Origin of the sequence: Microvirga sp. CF3062, from assembly GCF_036314045.1 — a bacterium.
Taxonomy (GTDB): domain Bacteria; phylum Pseudomonadota; class Alphaproteobacteria; order Rhizobiales; family Beijerinckiaceae; genus Microvirga.
Genome location: NZ_JAYGGN010000002.1, coordinates 1 through 20,447, shown reverse-complemented (window position 1 = coordinate 20,447; position 20,447 = coordinate 1). Strand labels below are relative to the sequence as shown.

General features: G+C 64.3%; 19 protein-coding genes. 11 read left to right on the top strand and 8 right to left on the bottom strand.

Going from position 1 to position 20,447, the window contains the following annotated elements; all coding sequences use genetic code 11:
- Window positions 1–24 precede the first annotated feature (24 nt).
- The 6 genes from cydB to VB618_RS03530 form a co-directional block, all read right to left on the bottom strand.
- Window positions 25–1,074 carry a cytochrome d ubiquinol oxidase subunit II gene (gene cydB, locus VB618_RS03555; protein ID WP_329795145.1) on the bottom strand — a complete coding sequence of 350 codons (1,050 nt, stop codon included), beginning with the start codon at window positions 1,072–1,074 and terminating at the stop codon, window positions 25–27.
- 11 nt (window positions 1,075–1,085) lie between these two features.
- Entirely contained in the window at window positions 1,086–2,522 is a 1,437-nt protein-coding gene (locus VB618_RS03550; RefSeq protein ID WP_329795144.1) for a cytochrome ubiquinol oxidase subunit I, read from the bottom strand.
- A gap of 73 nt (window positions 2,523–2,595) precedes the next feature.
- Window positions 2,596–3,474 carry an MBL fold metallo-hydrolase gene (locus VB618_RS03545; RefSeq protein ID WP_329795143.1) on the bottom strand — a complete coding sequence of 293 codons (879 nt, stop codon included), beginning with the start codon at window positions 3,472–3,474 and terminating at the stop codon, window positions 2,596–2,598.
- Window positions 3,475–3,558: 84 nt separating this feature from the next.
- On the bottom strand, window positions 3,559–3,909 hold the full coding sequence (locus VB618_RS03540) for a hypothetical protein (protein ID WP_329795142.1): 351 nt from the start codon (window positions 3,907–3,909) through the stop codon (window positions 3,559–3,561).
- 322 nt (window positions 3,910–4,231) lie between these two features.
- Entirely contained in the window at window positions 4,232–5,404 is a 1,173-nt protein-coding gene (locus VB618_RS03535) for a DNA topoisomerase IB (protein ID WP_329795141.1), read from the bottom strand.
- A gap of 27 nt (window positions 5,405–5,431) precedes the next feature.
- Window positions 5,432–5,761, bottom strand: a complete 330-nt coding sequence (locus VB618_RS03530; RefSeq protein ID WP_329795140.1) for a SemiSWEET family sugar transporter — start codon at window positions 5,759–5,761, stop codon at window positions 5,432–5,434.
- 109 nt (window positions 5,762–5,870) lie between these two features.
- On the opposite strand from VB618_RS03530, the gene VB618_RS03525 reads away from it, so the two are divergent.
- From VB618_RS03525 to VB618_RS03495, 7 genes are all read left to right on the top strand, one after another.
- Window positions 5,871–7,022 (top strand): glycosyltransferase family 4 protein, encoded by a 1,152-nt coding sequence (locus VB618_RS03525; RefSeq protein ID WP_329795139.1) that lies wholly within the window; start codon window positions 5,871–5,873, stop codon window positions 7,020–7,022.
- Complete coding sequence (locus VB618_RS03520) at window positions 7,019–7,669, top strand: class I SAM-dependent methyltransferase (RefSeq protein ID WP_329795138.1); 651 nt, start codon at window positions 7,019–7,021, stop codon at window positions 7,667–7,669. The genes VB618_RS03525 and VB618_RS03520 overlap by 4 nt, the downstream gene beginning before the upstream one ends.
- A gap of 169 nt (window positions 7,670–7,838) precedes the next feature.
- Window positions 7,839–8,342 carry a Fur family transcriptional regulator gene (locus VB618_RS03515; RefSeq protein WP_329795137.1) on the top strand — a complete coding sequence of 168 codons (504 nt, stop codon included), beginning with the start codon at window positions 7,839–7,841 and terminating at the stop codon, window positions 8,340–8,342.
- A gap of 98 nt (window positions 8,343–8,440) precedes the next feature.
- Window positions 8,441–9,727: a flavodoxin-dependent (E)-4-hydroxy-3-methylbut-2-enyl-diphosphate synthase gene (gene ispG / locus VB618_RS03510; RefSeq protein WP_329795136.1), complete on the top strand. Its 1,287-nt coding sequence runs from the start codon at window positions 8,441–8,443 to the stop codon at window positions 9,725–9,727.
- Window positions 9,728–9,911: 184 nt separating this feature from the next.
- Window positions 9,912–11,858, top strand: coding sequence for a potassium transporter Kup (locus tag VB618_RS03505; RefSeq protein WP_329795135.1), 1,947 nt, complete (start codon window positions 9,912–9,914; stop codon window positions 11,856–11,858).
- A 73-nt stretch (window positions 11,859–11,931) separates the two neighbouring features.
- Complete coding sequence (locus VB618_RS03500) at window positions 11,932–12,528, top strand: GNAT family N-acetyltransferase (RefSeq protein ID WP_329795134.1); 597 nt, start codon at window positions 11,932–11,934, stop codon at window positions 12,526–12,528.
- A gap of 155 nt (window positions 12,529–12,683) precedes the next feature.
- On the top strand, window positions 12,684–14,195 hold the full coding sequence (locus VB618_RS03495) for an alkaline phosphatase (RefSeq protein ID WP_329795133.1): 1,512 nt from the start codon (window positions 12,684–12,686) through the stop codon (window positions 14,193–14,195).
- A gap of 43 nt (window positions 14,196–14,238) precedes the next feature.
- On the opposite strand, the gene VB618_RS03490 is transcribed toward VB618_RS03495, so the two are convergent.
- Window positions 14,239–15,165 (bottom strand): polyprenyl synthetase family protein, encoded by a 927-nt coding sequence (locus tag VB618_RS03490; RefSeq protein WP_329795131.1) that lies wholly within the window; start codon window positions 15,163–15,165, stop codon window positions 14,239–14,241.
- On the opposite strand from VB618_RS03490, the gene mtgA reads away from it, so the two are divergent.
- The 3 genes from mtgA (at window position 15,164) to VB618_RS03475 (ending at window position 18,248) form a co-directional block, all read left to right on the top strand.
- Window positions 15,164–15,955 carry a monofunctional biosynthetic peptidoglycan transglycosylase gene (gene mtgA, locus VB618_RS03485; RefSeq protein ID WP_442931632.1) on the top strand — a complete coding sequence of 264 codons (792 nt, stop codon included), beginning with the start codon at window positions 15,164–15,166 and terminating at the stop codon, window positions 15,953–15,955. The two genes, VB618_RS03490 and mtgA, sit on opposite strands and share 2 nt — an antisense overlap.
- 159 nt (window positions 15,956–16,114) lie before the next feature.
- A complete protein-coding gene (gene rpmF / locus VB618_RS03480; RefSeq protein ID WP_036358586.1) occupies window positions 16,115–16,300 on the top strand; it encodes a 50S ribosomal protein L32 in 186 nt (61 codons plus the stop codon).
- Between the two features lie 313 nt (window positions 16,301–16,613).
- Window positions 16,614–18,248 (top strand): EAL domain-containing protein, encoded by a 1,635-nt coding sequence (locus tag VB618_RS03475; protein ID WP_329795681.1) that lies wholly within the window; start codon window positions 16,614–16,616, stop codon window positions 18,246–18,248.
- 9 nt (window positions 18,249–18,257) lie between these two features.
- Here the strand turns inward: VB618_RS03475 and phaR are convergent, their stop codons facing one another.
- Complete coding sequence (phaR, locus tag VB618_RS03470; protein ID WP_329795130.1) at window positions 18,258–18,833, bottom strand: polyhydroxyalkanoate synthesis repressor PhaR; 576 nt, start codon at window positions 18,831–18,833, stop codon at window positions 18,258–18,260.
- Window positions 18,834–19,056: 223 nt separating this feature from the next.
- Between phaR and VB618_RS03465 the strand changes: the two genes are divergently transcribed.
- On the top strand, window positions 19,057–20,235 hold the full coding sequence (locus VB618_RS03465) for an acetyl-CoA C-acetyltransferase (protein WP_329795129.1): 1,179 nt from the start codon (window positions 19,057–19,059) through the stop codon (window positions 20,233–20,235).
- Window positions 20,236–20,447: the final 212 nt, after the last annotated feature.

The following is a 20,447-nucleotide window of genomic DNA, read 5'->3' as shown; positions in this document are numbered from 1 at the left end:
CGGACCGATGCGTGTCGCCCCGCATCAGTGATACCCGTAGCCGCCGCCCGAGATCTCCTCCGCCACCTTGCCGCGGAAGACCCAATAGGCATAGGCCGTATAGGCGAAGGTGATCGGCAGCACGATGGCGAAACCCACCAGCGCGAAGAGCTGCGAATTGACCGTGTTGGACGTTTCCCAGATCGTGAGGTTCGGCGGCACGTTATAGGGGAAGAGGCTGACGCCCAAACCCAGATAGCCGAGCAGAAACAGGCCGATCGTCAGGAAGAACGGCCGGTAATGACGCCCTTCCTCCAGATCGCGGAAGAGCCGGTAGGCCACATAGGCCGTGACCAGCGGAATCGGCGCCAGGAAAGCGATGTTGGGCCAGGAGAACCAGCGCGTCTCGATCTCGCGTCCGAGGAACGGCACCCACAGGGACACCGCCGCCATGGACACGATGGTGAGTAGAAGGAAGCGCACCGACATGCGCCGCGCCCAGATCTCCAGTTCTCCCGTGGTCTTCATCACGCACCATGTCGCGCCGAGCAGGGCATAGCCGAAGATCAGGCTGATGCCGGTGAGCACGCTGAAGGGCGTCAGGAAGTCGAAGGTGCCACCGGTGAACTGACGTCCGTCATTGGCGAAGCCCTGCACGAAGGAGCCCAGCACCATGCCCTGGAAGAAGGTCGCGAGCAGGGAGCCGAAGAAGAAGGCATTGTCCCACAGGAATTTCGAACGCTCCGCCTTGAAGCGGAACTCGAACGCCACCCCGCGGAAAATGAGCGCGATCAGCATGAGGGTGATCGGCACGTAAAGCGCCGGCATGAGAACCGCATAGGCCACATGGAACACGGCAAAGAGGCCGCCGCCGCCGAGGATGAGCCAGGTCTCGTTGCCGTCCCAGATGGGAGCGACCGAAAACATCATGCGGTCGCGCCAGTTCTCGTTGTGAGCGGCCTTGAAGAGGATGCCGACGCCGAGATCGAAACCGTCGACGATCACGTACATGGCCACCGCCACCGCAATCAGACCCGACCAGATCACCGGCAGCCAGAAGGCCAGTCCTTCATATTCCGTTCCGAAGCCGAACATGGTGCCGTCTCCTATCGCGCAGGCAGGGCTTTGTGACCGGGACGTCCCTCAATGCCCTCGTCCGGCACGGAGAACGGACGCTTCGGCTTCTTGCCGAGATCATCGCCACGGATGTCCTCGATCGGATCGGGGCCGCGCCGCAGGAGCTTGGCGAGATAATACGAACCGAAGCCGAACACGAAGGCATAGACCACGACGAAGGTGAGGAGCGATGCGGTGACCGCGCCGGCCGAGACGGGCGAGACCGCATCCGCCGTGCGCATGTGTCCGTAAACCACCCAGGGCTGGCGCCCGATCTCGGCGGTGAACCAACCGAAGAGTACCGCGCCGAAGCCTGACGGGGTCATGATCATGGCAGCGGTAAGGAAAGTTCTGTTGGTGAACAGCGTGCCCTTCCAGCGCAGGTAAAGGCTCCAGAGTCCGATGCCCAGCATCGCAAAGCCGATGGCGACCATGATGCGGAACGAGAAGAAGACGGGCCAGACCGGCGGGCGATCCTCGGGCGGCACTTCCTTGAGGCCCGGCACCACGCCATCGAGCGCATGGGTGAGAACCCAGCTGCCGATCTTCGGAATGCCGATCTCGTAGTGGTTCGTCTCCGCCACCTCGTCGGGGATCGCAAAGAGGCGCAGCGGCATGTTGGCCATGCGATCCCAGTTGCCTTCGATGGCGGCAAGTTTCGTCGGCTGATATTTCAGCACGCCGAGGCCGTGAAGATCGCCGATGATGATCTGAACGGGCACGAAGATGGTGGCGAACCACAGCGCCATGGACATCGAGCGCCGCGAGGCGGCGAGCTTCGCCTCCGGCGCATCGTGCGGATGGCGCAGCAGCATCCAGGCGGACATGCCGGCAACCGCAAAGGCCGTCGTCAGGTAGCAGCCCATCACCATATGCGCATAGCGCAACGGGAAGGACGGATTGAACACGACCTTGAACCAGTCGACCGGAACCGCCTTGCCGTTCTCGATGGCAAAGCCGTCCGGCGTCTGCATCCAGGAATTGGCTGAGAGAATCCAGAAGGCGGAGATGAGCGTGCCCAAGGCCACCATGCAGGTGGCGAAGAAATGCAGGCGGTCGCCGACACGCTCCCAGCCGAAGAGCATGATGCCAAGAAAGGCCGCCTCCAGAAAGAACGCCGTGATGACCTCGTAGGCAATGACGGGCCCGAGCACGTTGCCGGTGAACTCGGAGAACCGCGACCAGTTCGTGCCGAACTGATAGCTCATGACGATGCCGGACACGACGCCGAGGCCGAAGGAGACGGCGAACACCTTCACCCAGAAACGGAAAAGATTGCGATAGAGGGGATTGCCCGTGCGCAGCCAGTTGAACTCAAGGGCCGCGAGCCAACTGGCGAGGCCGATGGTGAAGGCCGGAAAGATGATATGGAAGGCAATCGTGAACGCGAACTGGATGCGCGAGAGCAGCAGGGCATCGAATTCCATATCCGCCTTCCCCTTATCGACGTACCTGCCTGCTTTTAGGGCGGTGGCAGGCCGGGACCAGGGGTTCGGAGGGCTAGTAGGCCTGCATTCCTGACATAGGCTCCGAGCGAAGCGGACGCCATCCGGTGCTCAGGCGTTGCAAGGCCTCCAGCTCGATGGGATCGTGGCTGCAGAAGATTTTCACGTTGCCGCGAGGGTCGTTCGCCAATTCCCGCAGGCGCTCCTGATTGTGCAGGCGCAGCGGCCGGTTCTCCTCCATCAGCTTCTGGTAGGCGGTGAGCCCCGGCGTGCAGGACGGATCCTCGTCCATCTCGTGCCGGTGGAAATAAGCGTCGCCTGCATTGAGCAGCCAGCCCTCCGGCGTGTCGATGGCGATGCCCGCATGACCCATCGTGTGGCCCGGTAGGGGTATCATCAGGATCTCGGGCGGCAGGCCATCGAGGTCGCGCACGGAGCCGAAACCGAACCATTGTTCACCTGTGGGATCGTAGAAGCGCCAGTCGCGAACGCCGTCCCATTGCTCGGGACGGTAGCGGCGGCGATGAATGAAGCCCTGCCGCACCTCGGCCTCCTCCAATTCTGCGCGCAGGACGTGGACCGTTGCATCCGGAAAGTCCTCTAGGCCACCGGCATGGTCGAAGTCGAGATGCGTCAGCACGATGTGGCGCACGTCGCGCGGGGAAAGGCCTAGGCTCCTCACCTGCTCGACGGCCGTGTAGCGATGCTCCAGCTGGATTCGGTTGACATGCACGAAGAGCGGGCTGAGGCGCTCGTAAGGATTATCCACGTCGCGGGCGCCGATGCCGGTATCGACGAGCACGAGCCCGTCGCGGTCGGTCTCGATCAGCTGGCAGTGGCAGACCAGATTCCCAGTCAATCCACGGCTCACCCCATCCCAGAGCCGTCCGCCCACCGGGCACATGCAGCCGCAATTGAGGTGATGGATGCGCATGGGAACCTCGCTGAACGAAGGGAGCGAAAGCCTAACGCGAGGGGGTAGAGAAATGTTCGAGAGGCTAGGATTCGAGGCCGATCATCACTTGCGGCAGGCGAAGGGCGGGAAGGTGCTTGCCGTGCCGGCATTCATGGCCGCAACCACCATGATGTTGGCCATGTCGAGCTCCTCTGTAGACCTGGGGCAGACATCGGCCCGTGCGGTGCAGCCGGATGCGAGGAAGACCTCATGACGCTCGATGAACTCCGGGCTCAGGCCCTGCCTGCCCCGCCGCGTGAGCGCCTCCGTCCAGGCCTTTCCATAGCGCTCGCACTTCACCTCGGGCCAGGACTTCGGCGGCGTGTTCTGGGCAACTGCGCCCGAAGAGCCACCGGCAAGAGTGACGGCTAGCAATGTCCCAATGGCAATCATCAATTTCGGCGAACGGCTCATCTCATCCAGTCACGGTTGAAGCGGATGCGATGGACCATGGGAGATGCGACAGGTCAAGCCATGGGAGAACGCATGCAGTGACCATTCGATGTCATCCCGGACGCCGCAGGCGATCCGGGATCGGGTGCAGGATGTGGCTCTGAACTCCCTCTCCTTGAGGGAGAGGGTTGGGGTGAGGGGTTACAGGTTCATCCGGACAGGACACTAACCCCTCACCCGCGCCTGAAGGCGCGACCTCTCCCATAAGGAGAGGTAAACAGCGCCACACTTCTCTGACGATCCCGGATCTGCGCTGCGCTTCGTCCGGGATGACGCTAAACTTTTAAGCCCGCATCTCGGCCTGACTCTTGGCCTGCGCCTTGCGCGGCGGGGAGCGGCGGCTCTTGGCGGGCTTCGCCTCTTCCTGCTTCTTCACCTCGCGCGACAGGCGCTCCTGCAGCAGGGTGAGAACGGCGGCCTCTTCGGGCTTGAGGGATGGCAAATCCTCGCGCAGCTCGGTTTCGATCTCCTCCTTGACCTCGAGAAGAAGCTCGCCGTCCATGTAGGAGGAGAAGACCTCCGGGTGCACATAGCATTTGCGGCAGATGCTCGGGGTATTGCCGAGCCGCCCCGAAACCTTCTCGATGGCGGCCCGGATATTCTTCTTGGCCTTGGCCTCGCTGTCGAACGCTTCGAACTCCTTGAGGGCGAGTGCTGCCAGCACCGTTCCGGCCCAGGTGCGGAAATCCTTGGCCGTGATGTCACGGCCCGTGATCTCCTTGAGATAGGCGTTCACGTCGGCGGAACTGACCGATTGCTGCGCGCCGTTTCCGTCGAGATACTGGAACAGATCCTGACCCGGCAGGTCCTGGCAGGCCTTCACGATCCTGGCGATCCGCCGATCCTTCACCTGCAGCTTCCAGATTTTGCCGCTCTTGCCCTTGAACTGGAAGCGCAGCTCGCCACCCTCGACCTTCACATGCGGATCGCGCAGGGTGGTGAGGCCATAGCTCTTGTTCTGCTTCACGTAGTCGGCATTGCCGACACGGATGAGGGTGTTCTCGAGCAGATGCACGACCGTCGCCAGCACCTTCTCACGCGGCAGTCCGCGCAGGCTCATATGCTCGTCGATTGTCTTGCGGATCGCCGGCAGGCCTTGGGCGAATTCGAGCATGTGCTCGTATTTCGTGCTCTCGCGGACCTCGCGGAAGGCCGTGTGGTAGCGATACTGCTTGCGGCCCTTGGCGTCGCGCCCGGTAGCTTGAATATGACCGTTGGGCTTCGCGCAGATCCACACATCCGTGTAAGCCGGCGGAATGGCGAGCGACTTGATGCGGTCGAGCGTCGCCTTGTCCGCGACCTTCGAGCCATCGGGCTTCTGATAGGTGAAGCCCTTGCCGGATTTCTTGCGCCGGATGCCGGGCTCCTCGTCCGAGACATAAAGAAGGCCTGCCGTTTCAGCGGCATCCCGCGGGTCGACGATGTTATCGGAGGTGGCGTTGGGTTCCAGCAGCATGGGGCGCCTTGTCTGAAGTGCAGAACGTCAACCGGGCCGCGCTGCTTCAGGTTCCCTGCGCGAGGTCGACGCAGCGGATGGGGCGCGGGCCTCGCTGCGATCATTGCGGACTTTCAGGAAGAGGATGGTGCCGCTCAAGCTCAGGCTCAGCAGGTTGAAGACAATGAGCGGCATCGCCCCGATCAGGAACCCATAGGCGGTCCACAGGACGAAGGCCGCTACGGTAACCAGGTACATGCGCTTGGAGATAGCGGCCGTGTCCCGTTCGCGCCAAGCCTTCAGCACCTGAGGCACGAAGCTCGACGTGGAGAGAATGCCGGCGATCGTCGCCAGCACGGTTGGCAGCCAATCCGCCATGGGGTTCCTCCGGTTGCACAAGTCGACGGCAACGACCGCCGCCGAGGGGGAGTTCCCTTTCCCCGCATGGGGAGGTTACAAGGGCGCCTTGCTTCACCCGGATTGCCCTTTGTCCTCCACTCCCCTTCTCGAAACTCAAGGCCGCAAGCTCGTCTTCGTCGTGACCGAGGACTGGTTCTTCGCCTCCCATTTCCTTCCCATGGTCAGGGCCGCCCGCGAGCTGGGGCTTGCGGTGACGGTAGTCACACGGGTGCGTTCGCACCGGGAGGTGATCGAGGCGCTGGGCGCGAAGGTCGTGCCGCTCGACATCGAGCGCCGCAGCCTCAACCCAATCACCATGGGCGACGCCTCCGGTCAGCTGGCTGCCATTCTCAAGGCCGAGAAGGCGGATCTCGTCCACTGCATCGCTCTCAAGGGCATCCTGCTCGGCGGCTTTGCCGCCACCCTGGCTGGTGTCGGGCGACGGGTCTATGCGCTCACGGGCCTAGGCTTTCTCGGCGCACGGACCGACACGGTCGGGCGCCTGTCGCAGCGAGCGATCCGTCTGATGATGCGCGGCCTCCAGACAGGCCGGACCCATTACGTGTTCGAGAACACGGACGATCCCAGGCTCCTCGGCCTCGACCCAATGGGCGCCCGCGTCACCATTCTCGGTGGCGCCGGCGTGGATCCCGAAGCCCTCAAGCTCCAGCCTCTGCCGGCCCAGCCGCCGCTCAAGGTTGCGGTGGTCGCCCGTATGCTCTGGTCCAAGGGGATCGATGTGGCCGTGGAGGCGGTCCGCACGGCACGGGCGAAAGGCGCATCCATCGAGCTCTCCCTCTATGGCGCTCCCGACCCGTCGAACCCGAAGGCGATTCCCGAAGCGACCCTGAAGGCCTGGAGCGCGGAGCCCGGTGTTTCCTGGCATGGCGCGACGCGGGACATCGCGGGTGTCTGGCGGGAGCACCACGTGGCCTGCCTGCCCTCCCGCGGCGGCGAGGGTTTGCCGCGCACCCTCTTGGAAGCCGCCGCCTGCGGCCGTGCCATCGTCACCACCGATGTCCCCGGCTGCAGGGCTCTTGTGCGGGATGGTGTCGAGGGGCTGCTCGTGCCCCCCGACGATGCCACAGCCTTGTCCGATGCCCTGATGACCTTGTCCCACGAGCCGGATCGCGTCGCCCGCATGGGTGAGGCCGCCCGCACCCGGGTTCTCGACGGCTTCACGGAACGGGACGTGATGGACAGCGTCAAAGAGCTGTACCGCTCCATGCTGGCTTCATGATCGCCGATCCAGTCGCTTTCATCCTCGCCGAGACCCGGCTCCGACCCGTGCCCCACGCGCCGGAGATCGCCCTGCACGTGGCGGACGAGGCCACGGAGCTGTGGCAGAAGACAGAGGAGGAATTGGGCGAGATTGGCTTAGCCCCGCCATTCTGGGCCTTCGCCTGGGCCGGCGGGCAGGCGCTGGCGCGCTACATCCTCGATCATCCCGAGACGGTGCGGGGCCGGCGGGTGCTGGATTTCGCCTCCGGTTCGGGGCTTGTGGCCATCGCGGCCATGAAGGCCGGAGCTGCCGAGGTGACCGCCTGCGACATTGATCCCTTTGCCATCGCGGCCATCGGGGTGAATGCAAAGGCCAACGGCGTTGCCGTTACCTCGCTCGCCGCCGACATCGTCGGGCTGGACGAGGGCTGGGAAGCGGTGCTCGCCGGCGACATCTGCTATGAGCACGATCTCGCCGCTCGGGTGATCGACTGGCTGCTTGCCTTGAGCAACCGGGGCGCCACGATCCTGATCGGCGATCCGGGGCGCAGTTACCTGCCGAAGGGCCGGCTCGAGAGCCTGGCCGTGTATGAGGTGCCGGTCACCCGTACGCTTGAGGATTCCGATATCAAGAAATCGAGCGTCTGGCGTTTCCGGCAGCCGTAATCCGGCTCCGGAGCCATGCTCGTATTTTTCACCGCCAAGATCCAACTTTGCTGTTTACCCCTCGAAATAGGTAGTGTTATAACCTATATGAACGAGGTGGATGCGCCTGATTTGCAGGTGTGGCGCCGTATCGCTTTCAACCTTCAGCCTTGATCGAAGAGGGATCCCGATGGTCCACGCCCCGTCCCTGCAGCACCACCTTCCCGGCGACAACGCTCGCTTCCAGACCTCCTCAGTTTCCAGCACCGGGAAGGCCCTGGCGGACTCTGAGGCTCTGTGCCGGGCCAAGGGCGTGCGGCTGACGCCGATCCGCCGTCGCGTGCTCGAGGTGCTTCTCAGTGCGCCCAAGCCGCTCGGAGCCTACGACCTTGCCGATTCTCTTGCATCCCAGGGGCGGCGGATGGCCCCGATCACCGTCTATCGCGCCCTCGACTTCCTGATCGAGCAGGGGCTGGCTCATCGCCTCGCAAGCCGGAACGCCTACATCGCCAGCACGGGCAGCCACCGGATCCCGGCCTTCCTCATCTGCGATGGCTGCGGCGAAGCCACCGAGATCACCTGCTCCGACGTGGCGGAGACCGTCCGCAAAGTGCTGACGGAGCAGGGCTACCAGCCCCTGAGCCGCGCCCTCGAAATCACCGGGCGGTGCCTGCACTGCCAGGATGTTCACTGACCTCGGCAGCCTTCGCTCCAATAAGCCGCGCTTGACGAAGAGGGCGTTTGGCATCAGCTAAACGGCGGCAGCCAGGAGCTGTCGTCGTGGGTTGCAGCATGTCCTTCATCTCGTCTCCTGAGACCATTCCCGCCTCCGAGAGCACGGCAGGTCCCGCCCCGCGCCACCGCACGGTGGGCGTGCTGGTCGGCTCCGTCATGGTCGGCGGCGGCGCGCCGATCGTGGTCCAGTCGATGACCAACACGGACACGGCGGATGTGGACGCGACCGTCGCCCAGGTGGCGGCGCTCGCCCAGGCGGGCTCGGAGATCGTGCGCATCACGGTCGACCGCGACGAGGCCGCAGCGGCCGTGCCGAAGATCCGCGAGCGCCTCGACCGGCTCGGCATCGACGTGCCCCTCGTGGGCGACTTCCACTATATCGGCCACCAGCTGCTCGCCGATCACCCGGCCTGCGCCGAGGCTCTGGCCAAGTACCGCATCAATCCCGGCAATGTGGGTTTCAAGGAAAAGAAGGACCGGCAGTTCGGCGCCATCGTCGAGCAGGCGATCCGGCACAGCAAGGCCGTGCGCATTGGCGCCAATTGGGGATCCCTTGATCAGGAGCTGCTTACGCACCTCATGAACGAGAATGCGGCCTCGGCCAAGCCGCGCGACATGCGCTGGGTCACCCGCGAGGCGATGATCCAGTCGGCCCTGCTCTCGGCTACCCGTGCCGAGGAGATCGGTCTCGGGCGCGACCGAATCATCCTCTCGGCCAAGGTCTCGGCCGTTCAGGACCTGATCGCCGTCTATCAGGACCTTGCCCGGCGCTCCGACTACGCCATTCATCTCGGCCTGACCGAGGCCGGCATGGGCTCGAAGGGCATCGTGGCTTCCTCCGCCGCCATCGGTATCCTGCTCCAGCAGGGCATCGGCGACACGATCCGCTTCTCCCTGACGCCGGAGCCCGGCGGCGACCGGACGATCGAGGTTAAGACGGCCCAGGAGCTGCTCCAGACCATGGGTTTCCGCACCTTCGTGCCCCTGGTGGCCGCCTGCCCCGGCTGCGGGCGCACCACCTCGTCCGTTTTCCAGGAGCTGGCGCGCGACATCCAGACCTGGATCTCCACCTCGATGCCGGAATGGCGCCGCACCCATCCGGGCGTCGAGAACCTGAACGTGGCGGTTATGGGCTGCATCGTGAACGGGCCGGGCGAGTCGAAGCATGCCAATATCGGCATCTCGCTTCCCGGCACCGGCGAGCAGCCGGCGGCCCCGGTCTTCATCGACGGAAAGAAGGCCATGACCCTGCGCGGGCCGACGCTCGCCCAGGACTTCCAGAAGATCGTCATCGACTACATCGACAGGAATTACGGTCAGCCCGGTCGCGATGCCGCCGAATGAGGCCGCAAGCTTGACCATGGAACCTTGAGAGAAATTCCGTTTTAAGCTGAAACGCGATGTGCTAGAAGCCTGCCGCGCCGGCAATGACGGCCGCCGCGCTCTTTGAGAAGGGGCGCCCTTCGTCGATTGCAAAATGACTTGAACAAGGGCCGTCCGCGGGCACATCCGCAAAGAAAAAGCACCCATGGCAGAACAGCACGCCGTCGCCTCCAGACATGCGGATTCCGCAGTCCCAGAGGCGACCCTTCCGGAAAGCCACCACAAGGCGAGTTTCTGGACCCTAACCCTCGGCGCTATCGGCGTCGTTTACGGCGATATCGGCACAAGCCCGCTCTATGCCATGCGAGAAACGGTTGCAGCTGCGACTGGAGGCCATCATGGCGTACCGGTCGATCTGACCCGCGAGCTGGTGATCAGCATCCTGTCGCTGCTGCTCTGGGCGCTGATCCTCACGGTCACCGTCAAATACGTCATTCTGATGCTGCGGGCCGACAACAAGGGCGAGGGCGGCGCCCTGACCTTGGTCGCCCTGACGCAGCTCGCTATCGGGCGCCGAAGCCTGCCCGTGCTCATGATGGGCATGGCCGGAGCGGCCCTGTTCTACGGCGACGCCGCGATCACCCCGGCCATCTCCGTGCTCTCCGCCCTGGAGGGCCTGAAACTCGTCGCCCCCTCCTTCGAGAGCTATGTTCTGCCGGGCGCATTGGTGATCCTCATCGGCCTGTTCGCCGTGCAGAGCCGCGGCACCGGCAAGGTGGCAGCCTTCTTCGGCCCCCTCACCCTCGTGTGGTTCATCACCATGGCGGGTCTCGGCATCCTGCATATCGCCGACGACTGGGAGGTCCTTCTCGCCTTCAACCCGTATTATGGCGTGTCCTTCCTGGTCACCCACCCGGGAACCGCCTTCGCCATTCTCGGAAGCGTGTGCCTTGCGGTGACCGGAGCGGAGGCGCTCTATGCCGATCTGGGCCATTTCGGCCGCAAGCCGATCCGCATGGCCTGGGGAACGGTCGTCTTTCCGGCCCTCGCCTTGAACTATCTCGGCCAGGGAGCCCTCGTTCTGTCGAACCCAGAATCCATCGCCAACCCGTTCTTCCTGCTGGCACCTCCGTGGCTGCTCCTGCCGCTCGTGATCCTGGCCACCCTGGCGACCATCGTGGCCAGCCAGGCCGTGATTACCGGCGCCTTCTCCCTGACCCGGCAGGCGGTTCAGCTCGGCATCCTGCCGCGCCTTGAGGTGCGCTTCACGTCGGAGACCCACCAGGGACAGATCTATCTGCCGCGCGTGAACTGGCTCCTGCTCGCTGCCGTCGTGGCTCTCGTGATCCTGTTCGGCTCGTCGAGCAGCCTCGCCAGCGCCTACGGCATCGCGGTGTTCGGCACCATGGTCGTGACCACCCTGCTCGCCTGCATCGTGATGAGCCGGAGCTGGGGTTGGGGTCCGGTGAAGACCGCCCTGGTGATGATCCCCCTTCTGCTCATCGACACTACCTTCCTGTCCGCGAACCTCGTGAAGCTCCTGGACGGCGGCTACGTGCCGTTGCTGATCGCCGGCAGCTTCTTTGTGATGATGCTCACCTGGGTAAAGGGTACTCGAATCCTGTTCGAGAAAACCCGCAAGATCGATGTGCCTTTCGTCGAGCTGGTGCAGATGCTCGAGAAGAGCCCGCCTCACCGGGTGAAGGGCACCGCCGTCTTCCTCACGAGCGATCCGGATACCGCACCGGCCGCTCTCCTGCATAACCTCAAGCACAACAAGGTGCTGCACGAGAAGAACGTTATCCTCACGGTCAACAGCGCGGATATCCCGCGCGTGGAGGACGAGGATCGCGTCTCCATCGAACATGTGGGCGATTCGTTCTGGCGCATCCGCCTGAGCTACGGCTACATGGAGACGCCCAATATTCCGCGCGGGCTGGCGATCCTGCGCAAGCAGGGCTTCAAGTTCGACATCATGGCGACGTCGTTCTTCCTGTCGCGGCGCTCGATCCGCCCGGCGAGCCAGTCGGGCATGCCGCTCTGGCAGGACAAGCTGTTCATCGGCCTCGCGAAATCCGCCAGCGACGCCACGGACTTCTTCCAGATCCCGACCGGACGTGTGGTGGAGGTCGGCACGCAGGTGACGGTATAGGCATCGGACCCAAAAGTGGATTTGCACTTTTGGGATCCATCCGATGCCCTTTCTTGAGTGAGCGCATCGTTCGATGCGTGATCCTGTTGCCCTCGTGGCGGCGCGATGTCACTTTCGAGCCGCCATGACCGACATCACCCTCCTCCGCCCGAGCCTCACTTGGCTGCCGGCTTACGAAGACGCCCTCGCCCGCGGCTGGTCGCCCAACACCGACCAGGATGTCAGCCGCGAGCAGCTCCGGCAGCTCCGCCGCGATCCCGAACGCTTCCTGCACGATCTCTACAACAGCCCGATGATCCGCCTGGCCGATGGGCGCGAGGTTGCGCGCCTGCCCGCGCACGATTTCTGGATCAGCGACGGTGCGTTCTGCGGCCGGATCGGCTTTCGATTCCAGCGCGGCACGGAAGAGCTGCCCCCCACCGCTTATGGCCATATCGGGTACACCATCGTGCCCTGGAAGCAGCGGCGCGGCTATGCGACCCAGGCCCTACGCATGATCCTTCCTGTCTGCCGCGAGGAAGGGTTTTCACGGGTCCTGATCACCTGCGATGACGACAACGAAGCCTCGCGCAAGGTGATCCTCGCCAATGGCGGCGAGGCTGCCGGCACGGTTCCGCATAATGCCCGGCCGGGTCATGTGAAGCTCCAATTCTGGGTGCCGACGGGCTGAGGCCTGCGCATGACATCTAAAAAGAGAGCATCGTTCATGCGGAAAACCGGTCCTCTTTTCTGCATGATGCGCTAGGCAGGGAAAACCTTTGAGCTACTTACTCCTATCTGCCTCGGCTCCGACGACGGAATGCCGGGGCAGCATGGGAGGATACGATGAGACGTCTCGTCAGCGCTGCGGCCCTGCTGGCCGCTGCAAGTAGCTCCGCATACGCACAGAACACCTTGCCCCAAACCAACGACGCTTACTTTCGCGCCGCCCAGACAGCCCTTCAGGAGCGTCTGCGCGTGACGCCGAATACCAATCGCGCGAAGAACGTGATCCTGTTCGTCGGCGATGGTATGGGGATTTCCACAGTGACAGCCGGCCGCATCTACGAAGGTCAGAAGCGCGGTGTCGACGGCGAGTCGAATTCGCTTTCCATGGAGAAGCTGCCTTACGCGGCTTTGTCGAAGACCTACACCCATGACGCGCAGGTTGCCGACTCCGCCCCAACGGCGGTCGCGATGGTGACCGGCGTCAAGACGCGCAATGACGTGATTGGTGTGAACAGCGAGGTTGAAGTCGGCGATTGCGCCGGATCCAAGGGCAAGGAGGTCCTGAGCCTCGCGGCCATGGCCGAGCGGGCCGGACAGGCCACCGGCGTCGTGTCGACCGCCCGCATCACTCACGCCACTCCGGCGGCCATGTATGCGCATTCGCCTCACCGCGACTGGGAGGGAGATGCCAATATGCCGCCTGAAGCAATTGCCGCCGGGTGCAAGGACATCGCCCAGCAGCTTGCTGCATGGTCCCATGGCGACGGCTTCGAAGTCATCTTCGGCGGCGGCCGCGATCGCTTCCTGCCCGAGACCGTGAACGATCCCGAGGACACGGACCGCAAGGGATCACGCAAGGATGGACGCAACCTCGTGCAGGAATGGCAGAATCGCTATTCCAACAGCGGCGTGTTTTTGTGGAACAAGGAACAGTTCGACAAGCTGGACGCCAAGATCCCGCATGTCATGGGCCTCTTCGAACGCTCCCACATGCGCTACGAGGCTGATCGGCCTAAGGACAACGGCGGAGAGCCATCGCTGGCGGAACTCACCGTGAAGAGCATCGACATCCTGAACCAGAATCCGAACGGGTTCTTCCTCATGGTCGAGGGCGGTCGCATCGATCATGCTCATCACGACGGTAATGCCTATCGCTCGCTCGAAGACATGGTTGCTTTCGACAACGCCATCAAGGCCGCCTTGGAGAAGGTGAACCTGAACGAAACCCTGGTCGTCGTCACCGCAGACCATAGCCACGTGTTCACGATCGCGGGCTATCCGAAGCGCGGCAACCCGATACTGGAGACGATCATCGAACCGGATGGCAAGCCCAAGCTCGGCAAGGACGGCAAGCCGTTCACGACGCTCGGCTACGCAAACGGACCCGGTGCCGTGAAAGAGGGCGAGCCCCGTCCCGTTCCGACCAACACCACGGCGCCCGACTATAAGCAGCAATCCCTCGTGCCGCTCGACAGCGAAACCCATGGCGGCGAGGACGTGGCGATCTTCGCCGGCGGTCCCTGGGCTTACCTCTTCGCCGGCGTGGTGGAGCAGAATTACATCTACCACGTCATCGAACACGCGACGAAGCTGGGTGAGCGTTCCGGCCTTCGCGCTTCGGCTCAGTAGGTTTTCGGCGGGCGGTTCTTTAGAGGCCGCCCGCTCGAGCCTCTCAGACCTGCCGCTCGACCACGAACCGTACCGCCTCGCGCAGCGTGTCCGCCTTTTCACCGAAACGGTCGAGACAGGCATGCGCCTTTTCCACGAGCTCACGGCATTCGCGCCGCGCGCCGTCCATCCCGAGCAGATCGACCAGGGTGGCCTTGCCCTTTTCCTGGTCCTTGCCGGTGCGCTTGCCAAGCGCCTCGGCAGAGGCCTCGCGGTCGAGGATGTCGTCCGCCACCTGGAAGGCGGCACCCAAAGCCCGTCCGTACTCAAGCAGGCTCTGGCGCACCGTCGCGTCAGCTCTCCCCAGGATCGCTCCCGCCTCCACCGAGAAGGTAAGGATGGCGCCGGTCTTCATCATCTGGAGCAGGCGCACATCGGCATCAGTAAGTTCCGCCGGTCCGTAGCGGCCCTCCGCCGAGAGGTCGAGGAGCTGGCCACCCACCATGCCGCCGAGGCCCGAGGCACGGGCGAGGCCGAGCACGAGGTCGGAGCGGATCGCCGGATCGGAGGCGGTCGCCGGATCGGCCAGCACCTCGAAGGCCAAGGTCTGGAGGGCGTCGCCCACGAGAATGGCGGTTGCCTCGTCATAGGCCTTGTGCACCGTGGGACGGCCCCGGCGCAGGTCGTCGTCGTCCATGGAGGGCAGGTCGTCATGGGCGAGTGAATAGCAGTGCAGGAGTTCGACGGCGCAGCCGGCCCGAAGGGGGCCCTGCCCTTCCACCCCGAAGAGGCGCGCCGCCTCAATGGTCAGGAAAGGCCGAAGGCGCTTGCCGCCCCCGAGGACCGCATGACGCATGGCGGCCATGAGCCGAGGCGGCCGGGCAATCTCGCCGGGGGCGGCTTTGTCTGATAGCAAGGCTTCGAGACTTGCTTCGACGGCTCTCGCGGCCTCGGAGAGCCGCGTCGTGAAAGTAGGGGTAGATGGCATCATGATGAGCCTGGATTCGGGTGGGGCCGCCGCTCCGCCCGAGGGGAACGTGGGCGAGCAATCGCGGTCGAAATGGACGCTGCGGTCGGGGCGGCCGAGCAAGCCCATGACGGCTGCCCGCTTTCTCCGCCGCCTCGTCCAGATCGGCCTCGGTCTTGTTCTCTTATGGGTCGGCGCGGTCTTTTGGCTAGGCCTTTTGTACTGGGCCACGCCGCCGGTCTCGACCCTGATGCTCGGCCGGTGGCTCACCTTGCAGCCGGTGGAGCGGACCTTCGTCAGCCTGGACGACATCTCGCCGATCCTTCCCCTGGCAGTTCTGACCGCTGAGGACAGCCGCTTCTGCGAGCATAACGGCGTGGATTGGGATGCCCTCCGGGATGTGGTGGAAGCAGCCGACGACGATGGGCCGGCCCGCGGCGCCTCGACCATTCCCATGCAGGTAGCCAAGAACCTCTTCCTGTGGCCGAGCCGCTCCTACATCCGCAAGGGCCTGGAGATCCCGGTGGCGCTCTATCTCGACCTGGTCTGGTCCAAGAGCCGCATGATGGAGGTTTATCTCAATGTCGCCGAATGGGGCGAAGGGGTGTTCGGGGCCGAAGCCGCCGCCCAACACTATTTCCGCAAGTCGGCCCGAAACCTGAACGCCCGCGAGGCGGCCCTGCTGGCCAGGGCCCTGCCCAATCCCCTGGTCCGCAATCCAGCCCGGCCAAGACCGGGGCATCGGGCCTTGGCCGGGCAGCTGCAGGTGCGCATGGTGCGTGCCGCCCCCTTCAGCGACTGCCTGAAGCCCTGAGGCCTCCTGAGGCCCCCTGCGGCAATGAAAAACGCCTGGAATGCACCAGGGGACTAGATATTTGCCCTAAGACCTTGTAAGAGGCGCAACCTCATCAAGTTTGAGATGTGAGCGTTCCCCGGTTTAGCGGGCGCTCCGCTTTTTTACCGGAGACGAGAAATGGCCGTTCCTAAGAGAAAGACGTCGCCCTCGCGGCGTGGCATGCGTCGCTCCGCCGATGCCTTGAAGGCCCCGACCTACATCGAGGACAAGGATTCCGGCGAGCTGCGCCGTCCTCACCACGTTGACCTGAAGACCGGCATGTACCGTGGCCGTCAGGTTCTGAAGGTGAAGGCTGACGCGTAATCCTTACGCGACATGCGAGTATCAAAAACCGGCGCTTGAGGCGCCGGTTTTTTATGCCCTAGGGCATCGGACCCAAAAGTGGGCTCCACTTTTGGGCCCGATGCCTGATCAAAAAGAAGCGCATCGTGTGGTCCGGAAAACCGGATCCACTTTTCCGCACGATGCGCCGCCCCAGATTGCTGATTTTCCAACGTATTTTACGCTTCATTAAGCCTGAGGGCCGATCCTGCACCCTTGTTCTCCAGGACCGGCCCGACCTGCGACCCATGCGTCGCCATCCTGGATCTGTTGCGTATTTCCGAGGGTGCGAGTGATGGTGACGAAGCGGCAGGGCCCGATGGGGTTGTTCAAGGGGGCCTCCCAGTCGCCGCGCAAGAGCCAGGCTGCGGCCTCCCGGTCGTCCATCACCAGCGTGCTCTACGCCTGGGACATGATCACGGACGCATTGACCTGGGGACCCGGCGCCGCCGAGGCCCTGCAGCTCTCGACCAGGGACCTGCCGAAAACCGGCCACGCCTTCGCCCAGTTGATCGAGCCGGGCTGCGGCCTTTCGCGCCAGGAAGCCATCGCCGCCTCGGAAGACTCCAACCTCGCCTACGAGACCCGCTATGCTCTCCGGCTCGAACCCGACCGGGTTGTAATGATCGAGGATGCCGGCCGCTGGCTGCCTGATCTCCACGGGCGCCCCGCTTTCGCGCGGGGCCAAATGCGCGTCGATTCCGCCTCCGGCGCACGGGACCTCCTGCCGGCAGTGCTAAAGGAGCGCTCGGCGCTTCTCTGCAGCATTCAGGACGCCATCAACGAGGCGGTGCGCGTCTCCCAGACCTGTACCCTCATCGTCGGCTCGCTCGACCTGGACGAAGCGGACGAGATGGTGGAAGTCGCGCGCCGAGTCCGGCCGATGATGCGCCGTCACGACCTTTTCGCGGCGCTCGGGCCGAACCGTTTCGCGCTGGCTCTCACCTGCTGCCCGGCCGCGGATGCCGCAGGCGCCATGAGGCGCCTGTCCGGACTCCTGCAGGATCATCCGGGCGGATCTTCGCTGCGCTTGGGCGCCGCCTGCGCACCGGACCATACCTTCAAGGCCACCAAGCTGCTGCGCTTTGCCGAGCACGCTCTGGCCGCCGCCACGGAGCGGGGTGAGACCTCGGCTCTCTACAAGTCCCGCTCCGCCAAGCCGGCACGCGTCACCGAGCAGGCGCCGTTCGACTGGGTTGCCGCGCTCAACGACCGCAGTCTGACCTTGGCCTGCCAGCCCATGGTGGAGGCGCAGACCCGTGCGCCGATGCTGGCCCATGCCTGCGCCTCCGTGGCCCGAGCCGACGGACGCATCACTCCGCTCGGCCCCGTTCCCGGATTGCAGGAGGCGAACCTTCCCCTGCTTGTAGACGGGCGCATGCTGGAACTGGCCGCCGATCACCTAGCCGGGAATCCGGATCAGCGCCTGGCGCTGCCGGTCTCGTCGAGGACCCTTCAGGATGCCGAATGGCTGTCGGTGCTGGCGGCGCATCTCGGCGCCCGCCCCGGCATCGAGGCGCGGCTTGTTCTCGAAATACCTGAGATCGCACTCGCCGAGTGCCGGCGCAGTCTCGGCCGGCTTCATGCCATGAAGGCGCTCGGCGTGGGGATCGCGCTCACGGGCTACGGGGCTGGCCATGTTTCCCCGGCCCAGCTGCGTGTGCTGCCGATTGATCTGCTCAAGATCGACGGAGTCTTCATCCAGCCGCTCAAGCGCTCCACGGACGATCGGCTCCATGTCCGCACCCTTATCGACCGGGCTCAGCATATAGGCATCGCGACGGCGGCCGAGTGGGTCGACGACGAGGCGACCGCCCGGCTGCTCGCCGCCTGGGGCGTGGACTACCTGCAGGGCGGATTGTTCGGTGAGTCCGAGGCCGTTGTGCAGCCGTTTTCGCTGCAGCAGATGCTGAAGAAGGCGAGAGGCTAGAGCCCCGATCTACTTTGTTGCCAGCTTGTCGAGCTTGGCCTGCATATCGGCCATCTGCCGCTTCAGGGTGTCGAGCTCATCGGCCCCCTCCCCCTTAGGGACAGGCTTTGCCCCGGGGGCACCCGGACTCCCTTGCGGGAAGGGCGAGAACATGCGCATGGCCTCGCTGAAGAAGCCCATGTTCTTGCGCACCTGCTCCTCCATGGCCTGGAAGGCCGAAGGGCCGAAGGCCTGCGCCATCTGCTCCCGGAGCTTCTGCTGTTCCTGGGAGAGGTTATTCATGGAGAATTCAAGGTAGCTCGGCACCAAGGCTTGCATGCTGTCGCCGTAGAAACGGATCAGCTGGCGCAGGACCGTGACGGGCAGGAGGTTCGGCCCTTCCTTGTTCTCCTGCTCGAAGATGATCTGGGCCAGGACCGAGCGGGTGATCTCCTCGCCGGACTTCGCGTCATAGACCACGAAATCCTCGCCCTTGCGCACCATGCCGGCCAGATCTTCCAGCGTCACGTAGGTCGAGGTGCCTGTGTGATAGAGGCGGCGGTTGGCATATTTCTTGATGACCGTCGGTTGTTTGTCCGTCGCCATGTTGTCCCGATACGCTCCTGGGAAATTCACCGGGCTGCCGTCCTGCAGGATGCCAGCCTCACTTGATTATAGGCCTTATAACAGAGGTGCAAAGCGCCAAAAGTCTAAGGTTTCTTAAGAGTGGTCCGAACGATCCTATCCTTGACATCCGACCCTCTGGGGCTTTCATCGAACAAGCACTACATACGTTCCAGCACCACACGGATCAGCATAGGAGAGAGGCATGGCTCAAGACAGCATCGTTATCGTCGGAGCGGCGCGCACCCCCGTCGGCTCGTTCAACGGAGCCTTTGCCAACACCACGGCTCATGATCTCGGCGCCATTGCCATCAAGGCGGCCCTGGAGCGCGCCAAGGTCGACGGCTCGGAAGTGGACGAGGTGATCCTCGGCCAGATCCTCAGCGCCGGCCAAGGCCAGAACCCAGCCCGTCAGGCGGCCATGGCCGCTGGCGTGCCACAGGAAAAGACCGCCTGGGGCCTCAACCAGCTCTGCGGCTCGGGCCTTCGCACGGTGGCCATCGGCATGCAGCAGATCGCCAACGGCGATGCCAGCATCATCGTGGCCGGCGGTCAGGAGTCCATGTCGCTCGCCCCGCACGCCGCATATATGCGCTCCGGCACCAAGATGGGCGACTTCAAGCTCGTGGACACCATGCTCAAGGACGGCCTGATGGACGCCTTCAACGGCTACCACATGGGCAACACCGCCGAGAACGTAGCCCAGCGCTGGCAGCTCACCCGCGAGGAGCAGGACCAGTTCGCAACCGCCTCCCAGAACAAGGCGGAAGCCGCCCAGAAGGAAGGCCGCTTCAAGGACGAGATCGCACCCGTCACCATCGCGTCCCGCAAGGGCGACGTCGTGGTGGACCAGGACGAGTACATTCGCGCCGGCACCACGGTCGAGGCGCTCGGCAAGCTGAGGCCTGCCTTCTCGAAGGACGGTACGGTCACGGCCGGCAACGCCTCGGGCATCAATGACGGCGCGGCCGCCATGGTGCTGATGACGGAAACCGAGGCCCAGAAGCGCGGCCTCACCCCGCTCGCCCGCATCGCCTCCTGGGCCACCGCCGGCGTCGATCCGGCCATCATGGGTACGGGCCCGATCCCATCATCGCGCAAGGCGCTGGAGAAGGCCGGCTGGAAGGTGCAGGACCTCGAGCTCGTCGAAGCCAACGAGGCCTTCGCCGCGCAGGCGCTTGCGGTCAACAAGGACATGGGCTGGGATCCGTCCATCGTGAACGTGAACGGCGGCGCCATCGCCATCGGCCATCCCATCGGCGCGTCGGGCGCCCGCGTGCTCGTGACCCTTCTGCACGAGATGGGCCGCCGTAACGCGAAGAAAGGCCTCGCCACGCTCTGCATCGGCGGCGGCATGGGCGTTGCCATGTGCCTTGAAAGATAAGCTGCCTCGAAGGCTGAAACGACAAGAAGCTCCGTTAAGGGAAATTACGGAGCTTCACCCTTCCACGTTCTGCCACATATCGTAAGCTATGTTGTGAGGGGGGCGGGCTGGGCCGCCGCCCCCCCACATGCTCCGGGCGTGTTTCGCGCAAACCGCGGGGGCGGGACCACCCGTGGGGGCGGCGCCATGGTGCCATGCGGGCCACCCGGCCG